The sequence below is a fragment of the Anaerospora hongkongensis genome (assembly GCF_004339805.1).
Taxonomy (GTDB): domain Bacteria; phylum Bacillota; class Negativicutes; order Sporomusales; family DSM-15969; genus Anaerospora; species Anaerospora hongkongensis.
This window is the reverse complement of sequence record NZ_SLUI01000019.1, coordinates 60,588-75,745: the sequence shown is the minus strand read 5'-3', so window position 1 is coordinate 75,745 and position 15,158 is coordinate 60,588. Positions and strand designations below refer to the sequence as shown.

The 15,158-nt window shown below is 50.1% G+C and carries 14 protein-coding genes; all 14 read left to right on the top strand.

Annotation, left to right across the window (positions count from 1 at the left end; genetic code table 11):
* The first annotated feature begins 36 nt into the window (after positions 1 to 36).
* The 14 genes from atpE to EV210_RS20550 all read left to right on the top strand — a co-directional run bounded on the left by atpE (position 37) and on the right by EV210_RS20550 (position 14,967).
* Complete coding sequence (gene atpE, locus EV210_RS20615; RefSeq protein ID WP_132083249.1) at positions 37 to 288, top strand: F0F1 ATP synthase subunit C; 252 nt, start codon at positions 37 to 39, stop codon at positions 286 to 288.
* A gap of 70 nt (positions 289 to 358) precedes the next feature.
* Entirely contained in the window at positions 359 to 862 is a 504-nt protein-coding gene (gene atpF, locus EV210_RS20610; protein WP_132083248.1) for a F0F1 ATP synthase subunit B, read from the top strand.
* Entirely contained in the window at positions 856 to 1,422 is a 567-nt protein-coding gene (gene atpH, locus EV210_RS20605) for an ATP synthase F1 subunit delta (RefSeq protein WP_132083247.1), read from the top strand. Before atpF ends, atpH begins: the two co-directional genes overlap by 7 nt.
* A 2-nt stretch (positions 1,423 to 1,424) precedes the next feature.
* Positions 1,425 to 2,954 carry a F0F1 ATP synthase subunit alpha gene (atpA, locus tag EV210_RS20600; protein WP_132083246.1) on the top strand — a complete coding sequence of 510 codons (1,530 nt, stop codon included), beginning with the start codon at positions 1,425 to 1,427 and terminating at the stop codon, positions 2,952 to 2,954.
* Positions 2,955 to 2,960: 6 nt separating this feature from the next.
* Positions 2,961 to 3,812 carry an ATP synthase F1 subunit gamma gene (gene atpG, locus EV210_RS20595; protein ID WP_132083245.1) on the top strand — a complete coding sequence of 284 codons (852 nt, stop codon included), beginning with the start codon at positions 2,961 to 2,963 and terminating at the stop codon, positions 3,810 to 3,812.
* 219 nt (positions 3,813 to 4,031) lie between these two features.
* A complete protein-coding gene (gene atpD, locus EV210_RS20590; protein WP_132083244.1) occupies positions 4,032 to 5,450 on the top strand; it encodes a F0F1 ATP synthase subunit beta in 1,419 nt (472 codons plus the stop codon).
* Between the two features lie 3 nt (positions 5,451 to 5,453).
* Positions 5,454 to 5,867, top strand: coding sequence for a F0F1 ATP synthase subunit epsilon (locus tag EV210_RS20585; protein ID WP_132083243.1), 414 nt, complete (start codon positions 5,454 to 5,456; stop codon positions 5,865 to 5,867).
* Between the two features lie 148 nt (positions 5,868 to 6,015).
* On the top strand, positions 6,016 to 6,498 hold the full coding sequence (locus EV210_RS20580) for an acyl-CoA thioesterase (protein WP_132083242.1): 483 nt from the start codon (positions 6,016 to 6,018) through the stop codon (positions 6,496 to 6,498).
* A gap of 306 nt (positions 6,499 to 6,804) precedes the next feature.
* Positions 6,805 to 7,758, top strand: a complete 954-nt coding sequence (locus tag EV210_RS20575; protein WP_132083241.1) for an aspartate carbamoyltransferase catalytic subunit — start codon at positions 6,805 to 6,807, stop codon at positions 7,756 to 7,758.
* Positions 7,742 to 9,028: a dihydroorotase gene (locus EV210_RS20570; RefSeq protein ID WP_132083240.1), complete on the top strand. Its 1,287-nt coding sequence runs from the start codon at positions 7,742 to 7,744 to the stop codon at positions 9,026 to 9,028. The genes EV210_RS20575 and EV210_RS20570 overlap by 17 nt, the downstream gene beginning before the upstream one ends.
* Complete coding sequence (locus EV210_RS20565; protein WP_132083239.1) at positions 9,025 to 10,113, top strand: carbamoyl phosphate synthase small subunit; 1,089 nt, start codon at positions 9,025 to 9,027, stop codon at positions 10,111 to 10,113. The genes EV210_RS20570 and EV210_RS20565 overlap by 4 nt, the downstream gene beginning before the upstream one ends.
* Positions 10,088 to 13,300, top strand: coding sequence for a carbamoyl-phosphate synthase large subunit (gene carB, locus EV210_RS20560; RefSeq protein ID WP_132083238.1), 3,213 nt, complete (start codon positions 10,088 to 10,090; stop codon positions 13,298 to 13,300). The genes EV210_RS20565 and carB overlap by 26 nt, the downstream gene beginning before the upstream one ends.
* Positions 13,301 to 14,074, top strand: a complete 774-nt coding sequence (locus EV210_RS20555; protein WP_424218313.1) for a dihydroorotate dehydrogenase electron transfer subunit — start codon at positions 13,301 to 13,303, stop codon at positions 14,072 to 14,074.
* On the top strand, positions 14,068 to 14,967 hold the full coding sequence (locus EV210_RS20550) for a dihydroorotate dehydrogenase (RefSeq protein WP_132083237.1): 900 nt from the start codon (positions 14,068 to 14,070) through the stop codon (positions 14,965 to 14,967). The genes EV210_RS20555 and EV210_RS20550 overlap by 7 nt, the downstream gene beginning before the upstream one ends.
* Positions 14,968 to 15,158: the final 191 nt, after the last annotated feature.

Sequence of the window (15,158 nt, the reverse complement as noted above, 5' to 3'; positions counted from 1 at the left end):
AGTATTTATGATATAAAATGAAAGGAGGAGTTTGTTGTGGAACACGCAATTATTGTTGCTGCCTCAGTTATCGCGGCTGCACTGGCTATCGGCCTGTCCGCTTTTGGTGCGGCTATGGGTGACGGTCAAGTTACTGCCAAAGCTATTGAGGGTATTGCAAGACAGCCTGAGGCGAAAGGTTCAATTATGACTACCATGTTCATTTCGGTAGGTTTGATCGAGTCTATTCCAATCATCGCTGCTGTTATTGCCATCGTACTTGTATTCGCCAATCCGTTCATTAAGTAATAGCGTTATAAGGGCGACGGACTAGTTATCCGTCGCCCCTCTTACACGCCGGAAAGAGGAGGGGCCCTCGTTGGTTGATTTGAATGCGACGCTCATAGCGCAAATCATAAATTTTCTTTTGCTTGTTGCTATTTTAGCAAAATTTGCTTATAAACCGTTGATGCAGATTCTGGAAGAACGCCAGAAACGCATTGCTTCCGACCTGGAAAAAGCGGCTCAGGAAAAAGAGAACGCTGAGAAGTTCAGGCAGGAATACCAAAATCAATTAGCCGATGCCCGTGTTCAGGCACAGGCCATCGTTGAAAAAGCGACGAAACAAGCTGAGCAGGAAGCACAGCGTCAGCTTCAGGAAGTGCGCGCTCAAATTGAGCGTGAGAAGAAAGTCGCGCAGGAAGAAATTATCCGCGAGCGTGAAAAAGCCTTAGCTCAATTGCGCGGCGAAGTGGTCTCCTTATCTATGGCAGCGGCAGGAAAGCTGATTGCCAAGAATATGGACTCTGATGTCAATGCCAAACTTGTCAGTGATTTTATTGACAAGCTGGATGAGCGGAAAATAGGTGGTTTGTCATGTTAAGCAATCAGTTGGCTGCTACCTATGCCCAGGCGATTTTTGAACTGGCTCAAGGCAAAAATATGCTTGACCAGGTAGAAAAAGAGCTGCTGATGGTCGAAGAAACCATAAAGGCTCAGGCGGATTTGGCCACCTTGCTTTATCATCCCCGGGTTCCGGTGGATGCCAAGAAAGATACGATAAAAAAAGTTTTTGGCAGTGAATTAACTGATTTTGTCTGCAACTTTCTCCTTTTGCTGGTAGATAAACGGCGTGAAACTGTGCTGGAAGGAATCATACGCGAGTACGTGGTTCTTGCCAATAAGGCGCGCAATATTATCGAAGCAGAGGTTACAACCGCATTGCCTTTATCACAGGCTGAGCAGGAAAAACTGGGGATGAAACTTAGTAAAGTTACCGGACAGGTTGTCGTTTTGAAAACGGCTGTCAATCCGGCCATCCTAGGCGGAGTAGTTGTAAAAATTGGTGATAAACTGATTGACGGCAGTATTGTTCGTCAACTGAAAGCGTTTGAACAAGCGCTGATCAGAACTGAAGTGACTAAGATTGGGGTGACAAGCTGAGTATGAAAATGAGGCCAGAAGAAATTACGGCTATCATCAAGCAGCAAATCGAGCAATACCAAGTAGACCTCAACGTTGATGATGTCGGCACTGTTATTGAAGTGGGCGACGGAATTGCCCGTATACACGGTTTGGAAAAAGCCATGGCCGGTGAGTTGTTAGAATTCCCACACAACATTTACGGTATGGTTCTTAATCTTGAGGAAGATAATGTCGGTGCCGTGCTTTTAGGCGGCGAAACAGACATTAAAGAAGGCGACTCAGTACGCCGTACCGGTCGCATCATGCAGGTACCTGTTGGTGAGGCTATGGTCGGCCGTGTTGTTAATGCGCTTGGTCAGCCGATTGACGGCAAAGGTGCTATCAACACAACTGAATTCCGTCCGGTTGAATATCAGGCTCCCGGTATTGCCGACCGCCAGTCGGTTAAAGAACCGATGCAAACTGGTCTGAAGGCAATTGACTCGATGGTTCCCATTGGCCGGGGCCAGCGTGAATTGATCATTGGTGACCGCGGTACCGGTAAAACGGCTGTGGCGATCGATACGATTCTGAATCAAAAAGGCCAAGGTGTAACTTGTATTTATGTGGCAATAGGCCAAAAAGCATCTACGGTTGCCCGTGTGGTCAGGACCTTGGAAGAAGCCGGTGCAATGGAATACACCATTGTAGTGGCCGCTACTGCTTCCGACAGTGCACCACTGCAGTACCTGGCACCGTACTCGGGCGTAACCATGGGTGAATACTTCATGTACAAAGGACAGGCTGTTCTGTGCGTATATGACGATCTCTCCAAGCATGCAGTGGCATACCGGGCAATGTCCCTTCTGCTGCGCCGTCCGCCAGGCCGTGAAGCATACCCCGGTGACGTATTTTACTTACATTCCCGCCTGCTGGAACGGGCTGCTAAGCTTTCTGATGAGCTGGGCGGAGGTTCAATCACCGCTCTGCCGATTATTGAAACTTTGGCGGGTGACGTTTCTGCGTACATTCCGACCAACGTTATTTCCATCACCGATGGTCAGATCTTCCTGGAAAGTGAATTGTTCTATTCCGGTATCCGTCCGGCCATTAACGTTGGTTTGTCAGTATCCCGTGTAGGCGGTTCAGCGCAAATCAAGGCGATGAAACAGGTTGCCGGCAGATTGCGTTTGGACTTGGCTCAATATCGCGAATTGGCAGCGTTTGCCCAATTCGGTTCCGATTTGGATAAAGCTACGAAAGCGCAAATCGACCGTGGGCAGCGTACTACCGAGATCTTGAAACAAGCTCAGTATTCGCCGCTGGTGGTAGAAGAGCAGGTAATGGTTATTTATACCGCAGTAAACGGCTATCTTGATGATCTCGCAGTAGAAGACGTAACGAAGTTTGAACAGGATTTCCTGAAGTTCATGCGCGGCAACTATGCGGAAATCGCTAAGACCATCCGTGAGAAGAAGGCACTGGACAGCGTTACGGAAGAAACACTGAAAAAAGCAATTCGCGAATTTAAAGATACCTTCGTTTCTTATACTAAAGGCGCGGCGAGGTGATGACAGATGCCTAGTGCACGGGACATACGCCGCCGCATTAAAAGCGTAAAAAATATCCAGCAGATTACCAAAGCCATGAAAATGGTCGCTGCAGCGCGGTTGCGCCGGGCTCAGGAACGGGCAAGCGCCAGTCGTCCATATACGGAAAAAATTCAGGAAGTGCTGGCAAGTGTAACAGCCAGCGTCCGTGATGCCGAACATCCGCTGTTAGCTGTCAGAGAAGTAAATAAGACCGGTTACTTGGTTATCGGTGCCGATAAAGGGCTGGCAGGAGCATATACGTCTAACCTGATGAAGGAAGCTGTTGCGCAGGTACGAGGCAAAGACAACGTGGAGCTTATCACGGTAGGGCGTAAACCGCGGGACTATTTCCGCCGCAGAAACTACAATGTAGTTGGTGAATACAGCGGGTTTTCCGAAAAACCTGAGTATCACCACGCCGTTGAACTGGCTGCTGATATAGCGAACCGGTTCTCTGCCGGTGAATTCGATGAAGTACAGCTGGTTTATACCCGGTTTATTTCACCGATCAACCAAAAACCGACGACACTGAAACTGTTACCGGTTGCCAGTTCTCAAGTTGATGCAGCGGAAAATCAGGGAGAATACATCTTTGAACCTTCAGCTGCAGAAGTGCTTAATCAATTGCTGCCTAAATACCTGGAAACCGTTATTTACGGCGCTTTACTCCAGGCGGCAGCCAGTGAACTCGGCTCCCGTATGACGGCAATGGGCTCAGCAACTGATAATGCTCAGGAACTGATCGCAAAATTGGTTCTCAACTACAATAAAGTACGCCAGGCGACGATTACTCGCGAGCTTTCCGAAATCGTCGGCGGCGCAGAAGCGTTAAAATAATAAATTAACCCCCAAGGCTGTCGATAATAGTTCAGATGCTAGGCGGCAGGAGGACGCGACTGGAGCAGTACTGGAAGTACGCGAAAGAAGCGCCCGGACTAACAAATGCGAAGTTCTTGACACTTTAGTGTCTTTAGAACTTCGGCTTACCCCTTGCGGGTACGACGCAGATGGACTGTTAGCGGCAGACTTGGCAAGTAAGGAGGGGGAACCCGACACATGACAAAAGAACATGTAGGTAAAGTAATCCAAGTTATTGGACCTGTTGTTGACGCCACCTTTCCCCCGGAACAGTTGCCGGAAATTTATAATGCCATCAAAATTCAGGGACAATCGGGCGAGCTTAAGGTTGAGTTAACTGCTGAAGTTATGCAGCACTTAGGCGATAATACCGTACGCTGCGTAGCTATGAGCTCCACTGACGGTCTGACCCGCGGTATGGATGCAATCGATACCGGTGCTCCGATTACCGTACCTGTTGGCCAAGGCACACTGGGCCGGATATTTAATGTATTAGGCAAAACAGTTGATAACAATAATGCTGAAGTGCAGGCTTCCGACCAATGGCCAATCCACCGTCCGGCACCCAGCTTTGAAGATCAGTCTTCGGCAACCGCCATTCTGGAAACCGGTATTAAAGTCGTTGACCTTATTGCTCCTTATGCCAAAGGTGGTAAAATCGGTCTTTTCGGCGGCGCAGGTGTTGGTAAGACTGTATTGATTATGGAACTTATCCGCAACATCGCCACAGAGCATGGCGGCTACTCGGTATTTGCCGGTGTAGGCGAGCGGACCCGTGAAGGCAATGATTTATGGGAAGAAATGAAAGAATCAGGTGTTATTGACAAAACGGCTCTCGTTTACGGACAGATGAACGAGCCGCCCGGAGCCCGTATGCGCGTAGCGCTTACTGCTTTGACTATGGCCGAATATTTCCGTGACCAGCAAGGTCAGGACGTACTGCTGTTCGTTGATAACATTTTCCGCTTTATTCAGGCTGGTTCAGAAGTATCGGCTCTCTTGGGCCGTATGCCTTCTGCCGTAGGTTATCAGCCTACTTTGGGAACTGACGTCGGCGCACTGCAGGAACGGATCACCTCTACTAAGAGCGGTTCGATTACCTCGGTACAAGCTGTATATGTACCGGCCGATGATTTGACTGACCCTGCTCCGGCGGCAACATTTGCCCACTTGGATGCTACGACAGTTTTATCCCGGCAAATCGCCGAGCTCGGCATTTATCCGGCCGTGGATCCGCTGGATTCTACTTCCCGTATTCTTGATCCGCACACGCTTGGCGAAGAGCATTATGCAGTGGCTCGCGGTGTACAGGAAGTTTTGCAGCGTTATAAAGAATTACAAGATATTATTGCCATCCTGGGTATGGAAGAGTTGTCCGATGATGATAAGCTGACGGTAAGCCGGGCCCGGAAGATTCAAAGATTCCTGAGCCAGCCCTTCTTCGTTGCTGAAGCTTTCACCGGTACTCCCGGTAAGTATGTACCCTTGAAGGAAACCATTCGCGGCTTTAAAGAAATCATCAGCGGTAAACACGATGATTTGCCTGAATCGGCATTCTACATGGTAGGCACTATTGACGAAGCGGTGGAGAAGGCGCGCACAATGAAGGGGGAATAAGTCATGGCCAAGACAATCCAACTGGACATTGTCACCCCTGATAAAATCGCGTATTCTGCCGATGTAAATATGGTGATCGCCCGTGCTACGAACGGTGATATTGGTATACTGCCAGGACACGCACCGCTGATTGCAGGACTGGATATCTGGCCGCTGCGTATTCTGACGGATGAGGGTGAAACCGAAATTGTGCTGTGCAGTGGTTTTATGGAAGTACGGCCAGACAAGGTAACCATATTGGCTGCCTGCGCCGAACTGCCTGAAACAATCGATATTGCCCGGGCTGAAGCTGCTAAAACGAGAGCGGAAGGCCGTCTCAAGGGCGCTGATCCCAGCGTTGACGTTACCCGTGCGGAAGCTGCTTTAAGGCGGGCCATCGTGCGCCTGCGTGTAGCTGAACATAGTAAGCGTTTTTAGGACAAGGCGAGGAGCCGCTAGGAACACTTAGTGACTGGCACCGTTTTACTACGGTGCCAGTTTTGTTTTCCCTGTCCTGCGTAAACTAATGGCGTCGCAAGCGTTGTCTGGAGATAAAACAGGAAGTATTTGTATACAGGAGGGCCTGATGAATACCAAAACACGTGACCAATCAAGCGTAACGCTGTCTAATATTATGATGCCCGAGCATGCCAACCCATCGGGAAATGTTCATGGCGGCGAAATTATGAAGTTAATGGATAACGCAGCCGGAGTAGTAGCCATTCGTCATGCCCGTACCAACGTTGTAACGGCAAGAGTGGATTCATTGAAGTTCCTGCAACCTATCCGGGTAAGCAATGTCATTACCTGCTGCGGGCAGCTAACTTTTGTCGGTAAAAGTTCAATGGAAATATCCGTAACTGTCACGGTGGAAGATTTGACGAAAGAAGAACCGGCGAAAACCGCATTAACAAGCTTTTTTACTTTTGTTGCTCTCGATGACAACGGTTATCCGCAGCTGGTGCCGGGGCTGGAACTGCGTACTCAGCAAGAGCGGCTGGACTGGGAGGCAGGGAGGCTGCGGTATTTATCCTATAAAGAGGAGCAAAAAGCGCAGAAAACAGAATGAGAGACCAGATTGTGCCCGAATTTACTTGACAAGCAGCAGAGAGTCTGCTACTATTCAAATAACTGAATGATGCCTTTAACCTAGTCCTGTGAGGCTGGAAAGGAGAAAACGATTGCGTCTTCGCAAGCCTTTTTGTGCCTATCCAGGGTCAGAAAGGCTTTTTTAGTACCTAAAAGTTGATATTGCCTTTTAAGTTGGTCCTGTGAGGCTGGCAAGGGAAAAACAGGGAGGATAATGCCTTCTTGCCTAGACACAGGGCAAGAAGGCTTTTTTATTGCCAAAATACAAGCAGGGAGGCCATTGTCTATGAAAACAGGTATTTCCATCCGTGACAAGGACATTTTGGGACTGGAGACTATGACTGCCGAAGAAATCCAGCTGATCTTGAGCACTGCCAGGGAAATGAAAAATGTAATAGCCCGTGATATTAAAAAACTGCCTACACTCAGAGGCAAATCGGTTATTAATCTTTTCTTCGAACCCAGCACGCGTACGCGTACTTCGTTTGAACTGGCCGGAAAATATCTCGGGGCGGATGTAGTCAATATTACGACAAGTGCCAGCAGTGTTGTCAAAGGAGAAAGCCTGAGAGACACTCTGCTCACGGTGGAAGCTATGGGCGTTGATGCCATCGTCATGCGCCATGAGGCGGAAGGAGCGGCTCATTTTGCCGCCAAAGCGGTCAGTCCGGTGATTATCAATGCCGGAGACGGTGCCCACGAACATCCTACTCAAGGCCTGCTGGATCTGTTTACAATCTTAGAAAAGAAAAAAACGGCTGCCGGACTAAAGGTCGCCATACTGGGGGATATTCTGCATAGCAGGGTAGCACGGTCGAATATCTGGGGCTTACGCAAGCTGGGGGCTGAGGTTCATATTGCCGGACCGGCTACACTGCTGCCACGCGATATGGAGCAGATGGGGGTAACGGTTCATCACCGGGTGGAGGATGCGCTGGCAGAAGCTGATGTAGTGAATGTGCTGCGGATCCAAAAGGAACGGCAGCACAAAGGCCTGTTTCCTTCCGCACGGGAATATGCCCGTATCTTCGGATTAAACGCAGCCCGCCTGAAGCTCGCGAAACCGGATGCGCTGGTGCTGCATCCGGGACCGATGAACCGGGGACTGGAAATTGCTCCTGACGTAGCGTACGGTGATCAATCAACCATTCAGGAGCAAGTAAAAAACGGCGTGGCTATCCGCATGGCAATTCTTTTTCTGACACTGATGGGAGGGAAAAACATTGAAAATGCTAATTAAAGGGGGCCGGATTATCAATCCGGCTAAAAACATGGACCAAACAGGCGATATTCTAATTGAAAATGGCGTGATTATTGCAATGGGCGAAGTTACCGAGACGGAATGCGCCATATTCGATGCGAGCGGTCTGATAGTGGCTCCTGGCTTGATTGATATGCATGTTCATCTTCGTGATCCCGGTCTGGAAGCCAAGGAAGATGTTGCCTCAGGAACAAGAGCAGGTGCGGCAGGCGGATTTACCAGTATCGCCTGCATGCCCAATACTAAGCCGGTAATTGACAGCTCTATCTTAGTGGAAGGGCTTAAACAGCGGGCACAGCTCGAGGGCGTAATTAATGTTAAGGTCATTGGAGCGGTCAGTAAAGGCCAGGAAGGAAAAGAACTGGCAGAAATCGGTGATATGGCAGCAGCAGGAGCGGTAGCTTTTTCCGATGACGGCCGGTATGTGAGCAGTGCGGGGCTATTGCGTACCGCTCTTGAATACACAGGAATGTTTGATAAAGTCATTATCTCCCATGCCGAAGATGAAGCGTTAGCCGGTGACGGCTATATGCACGAAGGGGTAGTTTCAGCGATGCTCGGTCTAAAGGGCCGGCCGGCAGTGGCTGAAGATATCTCCACTGCACGTGACATCTTACTGGCAGAATATACCGGGTCTGCAGTGCATATTGCTCATGTCAGTTCTAAAGGAGCTGTCGGGCTAATCCGTGAGGCTAAAAAACGGGGAGTAAGGGTGACGGCCGAGGTAACGCCGCACCATCTCAGTTTAACCGATGAAGCTGTACGGACCTTTGATACGGCGACGAAGGTTAACCCGCCGCTCCGGTCCGAGGAGCACCGCCAGGCACTGATTGCGGGCTTGCTGGATGGAACACTGGATGCCATTGTTACGGATCATGCGCCGCACGCTTTTGAAGAAAAAGATGTGGAATTCCGCTATGCGCCCAGTGGTTTTGCCGGGCTGGAGACCTCTCTCGGCATTATTCTGACTGAGCTGTATCATACCGGAAAACTAACCATGAGCGATATTATCACAAAAATGGCGGTAAATCCGGCAAAAATCCTCCGCTTAGACAGCGGTGTTCTTGATATCGGTAAAGCTGCTGATATTACCCTGATTGATCCTGAACAACTGTGGTCAGTTGACAGCAGCCTGTTTTATACCAAAGGGAAACACACGCCTTTCGAGGGACGGCAGCTAAAAGGAAAAGCGGCTGCGGTGCTGGTAGGCGGCAAAATAATCATGAAAAACGGGGAAGTGCTGGCATGAATGGACAACTTATACTGGCAGACGGCAGCCGCTTTAGCGGCAAGCTGCTGTTTGAAACACAAGCGGTAGGGGAAGCTGTATTTAATACCGGCATGACCGGTTATCAGGAAGTACTGACCGATCCTTCGTACTGCGGTCAAATTGTTACGATGACCTATCCACTGATTGGCAACTATGGTGTGGCCGGGATCTTTGAACAGGCCCGCCAGTCCTTTGTGCGGGGCTTTATTGTCAGCGAATTGTGTGGTGATCCGAGTAATTGGCAGAATGAGGGAACGCTGGCCTCTTACCTGAAGGAGCGCAATATCCCCTGCCTATATGATGTTGATACCCGGGCAGTAACGAAAGCATTGCGCACCAGTGGAGCGATGAAGGGGATTATTGTGCCTGAAGGTTTGGCAGAGTCGGAGATTGCCCGATTAATGGCAACCGAACTTCCTGCCGATACCGTAATGCAGGTAACTACGCAGGAGCCTTATGATATGGGGACCGAGGGACCGCATATCGCGGTGCTCGACTACGGCGTGAAGCGCAATATTCTCCATTCCATGGTAGCTGCCGGCTTTAAACTGACCGTACTGCCTGCCTGGACAAGTGCTGAAGACGTCTTAGCCTTGAAGCCGGATGGCATCTTTCTCTCCAATGGGCCGGGAGATCCGAAAGAAGTACCGTTTGCCATTGAAACGATTGGTCAGCTTATTGGCAAGAAACCGATGTTTGGCATCTGCCTTGGGCATCAATTGCTGGCTTTAGCGTTGGGCGGCGATACGTATAAATTAAAGTTTGGCCATCGCGGTTCGAATCATCCGGTGAAAGATCTTGCTACAGGCAGAGTCTATATTACTTCGCAAAACCACGGCTATGCTGTCGATGAACAGTCTTTAGACGGGGAGAAGTTAGTAGTGACGCACCGGGCAGTAAATGACGGAACGGTTGAAGGCTTCCGGCACCGTGCTTTACCGGTTTTCTCTGTACAGTACCATCCGGAAGCTGCACCAGGACCGGATGACAGCGTGTACTTGTTTGAACAATTCTTGGCTATGATAAGGGGGAACAACAATGCCCAAATTAACCAACCTGCGTAAAGTACTGGTAATTGGCTCCGGGCCGATCATCATTGGTCAGGCAGCCGAATTTGACTATGCCGGGACACAGGCTTGCCGGGCTTTACGGGAAGAAGGACTGGAAGTGGTGCTGATCAACAGCAACCCTGCTACAATTATGACAGATGCGGATATGGCCGACAGGGTGTATATTGAGCCGCTTACCGCTGATTTTGTGGCAGAAGTCATTCGTAAGGAATTACCTGACGGCCTGCTGGCAACACTGGGAGGACAGGTTGGCCTTAATATGGCGGTCAAACTTGCCGAACGGGGCGTATTGGCTGAATATGGCGTACAACTGTTAGGAACTCCTTTAGCAGCGATAAAAAAAGCGGAAGACCGGGAACTGTTTAAAGAAACCATGCAAAGTATTGGTCAACCCGTACCGGAAAGTGCCATTATTGAAGCTGTTGAAGATGCGCTGGCCTTTGCCGGGCAAATCGGCTATCCGGTGATTGTCCGGCCTGCGTATACCATGGGCGGTACGGGCGGCGGCATCGCACATACAGTAGAGGAACTCATAGATATTGCACAAAAAGGCATTCTTCACAGTCCGATCGGGCAAATTCTGGTTGAGCGCAGTGTGGCCGGCTGGAAAGAAATTGAATACGAAGTGATGCGTGATGGTGCCGATAATTGCATCATTATCTGTAATATGGAAAACTTTGATCCCGTGGGTATTCATACCGGTGACAGTATTGTCACTGCCCCCTCACAGACGCTGAGTGATCATGAGTATCAGCTGCTCCGGACGGCATCGCTCAGGATTATCCGTTCGCTGGGCATTGAAGGCGGCTGTAACGTTCAATATGCGCTCGACCCATTAAGTGACCGGTACTACGTCATCGAAGTCAATCCCCGTGTCAGCCGCTCCAGTGCCCTGGCTTCCAAGGCAACCGGCTATCCGATCGCCAAGGTGGCTGCGAAGGTTGCAATTGGTTACCGGCTGGATGAGATCGAGAATGCGGTAACAGGCAAAACAAAAGCTTGTTTTGAACCGGCCCTTGATTATGTCGTAGTCAAATTCCCCCGCTGGCCTTTTGATAAATTTAATCTGGCTGACCGCACACTGGGAACACAAATGAAAGCAACCGGTGAAGTGATGGCGATTGACCGGTCCTTTGAGGGTGCATTGCTGAAAGCGATCCGTTCGCTGGAAATCGGCCTGAACCATTTGGAGCTGCCTGCCTTGGCTGAACTGTCCAAACAAGAGATAATCAAGCAATTGCATAGTGCGGATGATGAGCGAATCTTTGTTGTTGCCCAAGCTCTTCGTCAGGGTGTACTGAGTGATGAAATTCGAAAAATCACCGGTATTGACCGGTTCTTTATAGAGAAAATTAACCGGATTGTGACGCTGGAACAGCAGCTCGGCGGCGGGACACTAAGTGCCGGATTGCTGACTGAAGTAAAAAAGGCCGGCTTTTCCGACCGGGCCGTTGCCCGTTTTACAGGCAGTGATGAAGCCTCGATTAGAAAGCTGAGGTCCGAACTTCATGTAACTCCCAGTTACAAGATGGTAGATACGTGTGCTGCGGAATTTGAATCACTTACTCCCTATTATTACTCAACTTATACCGAGCAGGATGAGGTTACGCCGTTAAACGGGCGCAAGGTGCTGGTGCTTGGTTCGGGGCCTATCCGGATCGGGCAGGGAATCGAATTTGACTATTGTTCGGTTCACTCAGCCTGGGCACTGAGAGAAGCGGGCGTAAATTCCGTTATTATCAATAATAATCCCGAAACGGTGAGCACCGATTTTGATACATCCGACAGTCTCTACTTTGAACCGCTTACACCGGAAGATGTTTTGAATATTGTTGCGAAAGAACAGCCGGAAGGTGTCATCGTTCAATTTGGCGGGCAAACGGCCATTAATCTGGCGGCACCGCTGTATCAGGCCGGGGTGGCAATAAAAGGAACAAGTGTAGATAATATTGACAGAGCGGAAAATCGGGAGAAATTTGACCAACTCCTGGAAGAGCTGCAAATTCCGCGACCTAGAGGAGCCAGTGTAACAGGAGTAGACGAAGCGCTTCAGGCAGCTAAAGAGCTCGGTTATCCGCTGATTGTTCGTCCTTCTTATGTACTGGGCGGCCGTGCTATGGAAATCGTTTACCATGACGACGAATTGCTCAGCTACCTTACCGAGGCTGTCCATGCTTCACCTGAGCATCCGGTCCTCATTGATCGCTACATGGTGGGCCGGGAAGTGGAAGTCGATGCAATTGCCGACGGGCAGGATGTATTGATTCCGGGAATTATGGAACACATTGAACGGGCCGGTGTCCACTCCGGAGACAGCATAGCCGTTTACCCACCGCAGAATCTAAGCCAGGAAGTAATCGCCACTATTGCCGCTTACACGCGCTCGCTGGCACTAGGACTTGCAATCCGCGGCGTGATTAACATCCAATATGTAGTTGTCAATGATGAGGTATATGTTCTGGAAGTGAATCCACGCTCCAGCCGTACCATTCCTTTCCTGAGCAAAGTGACCGGTGTACCGATGGTAAAGCTTGCTACAAGGATTGCGCTTGGCGACACTTTAGCCGGTATGGGCTGGTCTTCGGGCTTGCTGCCAAACAGACCGTACATTGCCGTTAAAGCACCGGTCTTCTCCTTTGCTAAAATGGGGCTTGTCGAGATATCACTGGGGCCGGAGATGAAATCGACCGGCGAGGTTATGGGAATCGACCACCAGTATGGCGCTGCCCTCTATAAGGCAGTTACTGCTGCTGGCATGAATATACCGGCAGCAGGGACTGTATTATTGACGGTTGCCGACCGGGATAAAGAGGAGGCCGGTGCACTGGCACAACGGTTTGTGCAGCTTGGCTACCGTTTGGCGGCAACATCGGGTACTGCCGGTCATTTGCGCCAGCTTGGCCTTGAGGTGGAGCAGGTACACAAAGTACATGAAGAAGGCCGCAATATTGCCGACTATATTAAAGATGGTCACATTCATATGGTAGTCAACACGTTAACCAGAGGAAAGCTGCCTGAGCGGGATGGCTTTAAAATCCGCCGTGCTGCCGTTGAACACGCCGTGCCCTGCCTTACCTCCATTGACACAGCAAGGGAAATGCTCAATGTACTGGAATTAACAAAAGGGAAGAATATTGTCAGAGTAAAAGCCTTACAGGACTATATAAAGGAGGAGAATTAGTTGGCTGCTAGGATGGAAGACGCATTGGTAGTTGCGAATGAATTGATTGCAGCCGGTGTATACCGGCTGGTTATCCATGCACCGCAGATGGCAGCAGCTGCTCAGCCCGGTCAATTTGTTCATCTGAAAGTTAATAATCTTACAGCGCCACTGTTAAGAAGACCAATCAGCATCGCCAATGCAGATAGGTCATCAGGAACGATCGAACTGATTTACCGGATCGTTGGCGGAGGAACAGCTTACCTTTCCGGTGTTCCCGCAGGGGTGCATCTCGACTGCCTGGGGCCGCTGGGAAAAGGTTTTGTACTGGATTGCGAGCGTCCGCTGCTCATCGGCGGCGGGATGGGGCTTGCGCCGCTCGTATATCTGGCCCAAGCGCTTTGCCCCCGTCCCACTACTGTACTCATGGGGGGAAGAACAAAGGATGAATTGTTCTGGGAAGAGGTTTTTCGGCCTGTCTGTGATCAACTACAGCTGACAACGGATGATGGGACGGCAGGGACCAAAGGCTATACGGTTGATGTACTGCCTGAACTCCTCCGGACCGGACATTTTGACCGGATTTACACCTGCGGCCCCCGTCCGATGATGGAACAAGTGGCGCGGCTGGCAAGCCAGTATGCGATTGCCTGCCAGGTGTCGCTGGAGGAATTTATGGCCTGCGGCCTTGGCGGTTGTCTGGCCTGCAGCTGTGCAGGAACAGACGGCAGGCGGCGCAAAGTATGTACGGAAGGGCCTGTTTTTGAGGCCGGGGAGGTAATTAGCGGATGCTAGCTGTTACAGTTGCCGGAATTCACATGAAAACACCCGTTATCGCTGCATCGGGTACGTTTGGCTTTGGTCTCGAATACAAAGACTTTATTGATTTAAATGAGATAGGGGCTATAGCCGTTAAAGGACTGACGCTGGAAGCACGCAGCGGTAATCAGGGGCGGCGTATCGCGGAAACTCCCTCCGGCATGCTGAACTCCATCGGCCTGGAAAACCCGGGAGTAGATGCGTTTCTGGCAACGATCCTGCCACAGCTCAAGCAGTATGATGTACCGGTTATTGCCAACATCTCAGGCAATACAGTGGAAGAATATGCTTTGATGGCTAAAAAATTAACCGTTGCCGGTGTGGCAGGCCTGGAAGTGAATATTTCCTGTCCTAATGTAAAGAATGGCTGTTTGGCTTTTGGCGTAGATCCTGAAAGTGCAGCCCTTGTGACGCGGGCCGTAAAAAATAATACCTCACTGCCTGTTATTGTGAAACTTTCGCCTAACGTAACGGATATTGTCACGGTAGCGAAGGCCGTGGAAGCGGCCGGTGCTGATGCCGTTTCGCTCATCAACACCCTGCTTGGGATGGCAATCGATATTCATTCGTGGCGGCCCGTACTGGGGAACGTCGTAGGCGGGCTTTCTGGTCCGGCCGTAAAACCGGTGGCACTCAGGATGGTGTGGCAGGTGGCTAAGGCAGTTACTGTGCCGGTAATTGGCATGGGGGGAATCATGACGGCTGAAGATGCGCTGGAATTCATGCTGGCCGGGGCTGCTGCCGTTTCCGTTGGAACCGCCAGTCTCGTAAATCCACGGGCTGCTGCCGATATTGCGCAAGGCATGCAGGAGTATTTGCAAAAGAAAAATTTACAGCATATCAATGATATAGTCGGAAAACTACAATAAGATAATACCTTACTTGTAGCTTAGTTCCTTTCGGCCCTTCTGGAAAAATGCGGTCCGTAGGATGGGAAATGTTCAGCTTACGTTAAGAAATTCGGTTGTTTGAGCGCAGCGAGTTTTACGAATTTTAGTAAGTTGAGCATTTTCCAAGCATTTTGCAAGACAGGCCTAGAATTTTTGTTACTTTTGTTTCG

Coding starts and splice junctions, on each gene's coding strand:
- atpH (WP_132083247.1), top strand. CDS start 856: ATGTTAAGCAATCAGTTGGCTGCTACCTATGCCCAGGCGATTTTTGAA.
- atpA (WP_132083246.1), top strand. CDS start 1,425: ATGAAAATGAGGCCAGAAGAAATTACGGCTATCATCAAGCAGCAAATC.
- atpG (WP_132083245.1), top strand. CDS start 2,961: ATGCCTAGTGCACGGGACATACGCCGCCGCATTAAAAGCGTAAAAAAT.
- atpD (WP_132083244.1), top strand. CDS start 4,032: ATGACAAAAGAACATGTAGGTAAAGTAATCCAAGTTATTGGACCTGTT.
- EV210_RS20585 (WP_132083243.1), top strand. CDS start 5,454: ATGGCCAAGACAATCCAACTGGACATTGTCACCCCTGATAAAATCGCG.
- EV210_RS20580 (WP_132083242.1), top strand. CDS start 6,016: ATGAATACCAAAACACGTGACCAATCAAGCGTAACGCTGTCTAATATT.
- EV210_RS20575 (WP_132083241.1), top strand. CDS start 6,805: ATGAAAACAGGTATTTCCATCCGTGACAAGGACATTTTGGGACTGGAG.
- EV210_RS20565 (WP_132083239.1), top strand. CDS start 9,025: ATGAATGGACAACTTATACTGGCAGACGGCAGCCGCTTTAGCGGCAAG.
- carB (WP_132083238.1), top strand. CDS start 10,088: ATGCCCAAATTAACCAACCTGCGTAAAGTACTGGTAATTGGCTCCGGG.
- EV210_RS20550 (WP_132083237.1), top strand. CDS start 14,068: ATGCTAGCTGTTACAGTTGCCGGAATTCACATGAAAACACCCGTTATC.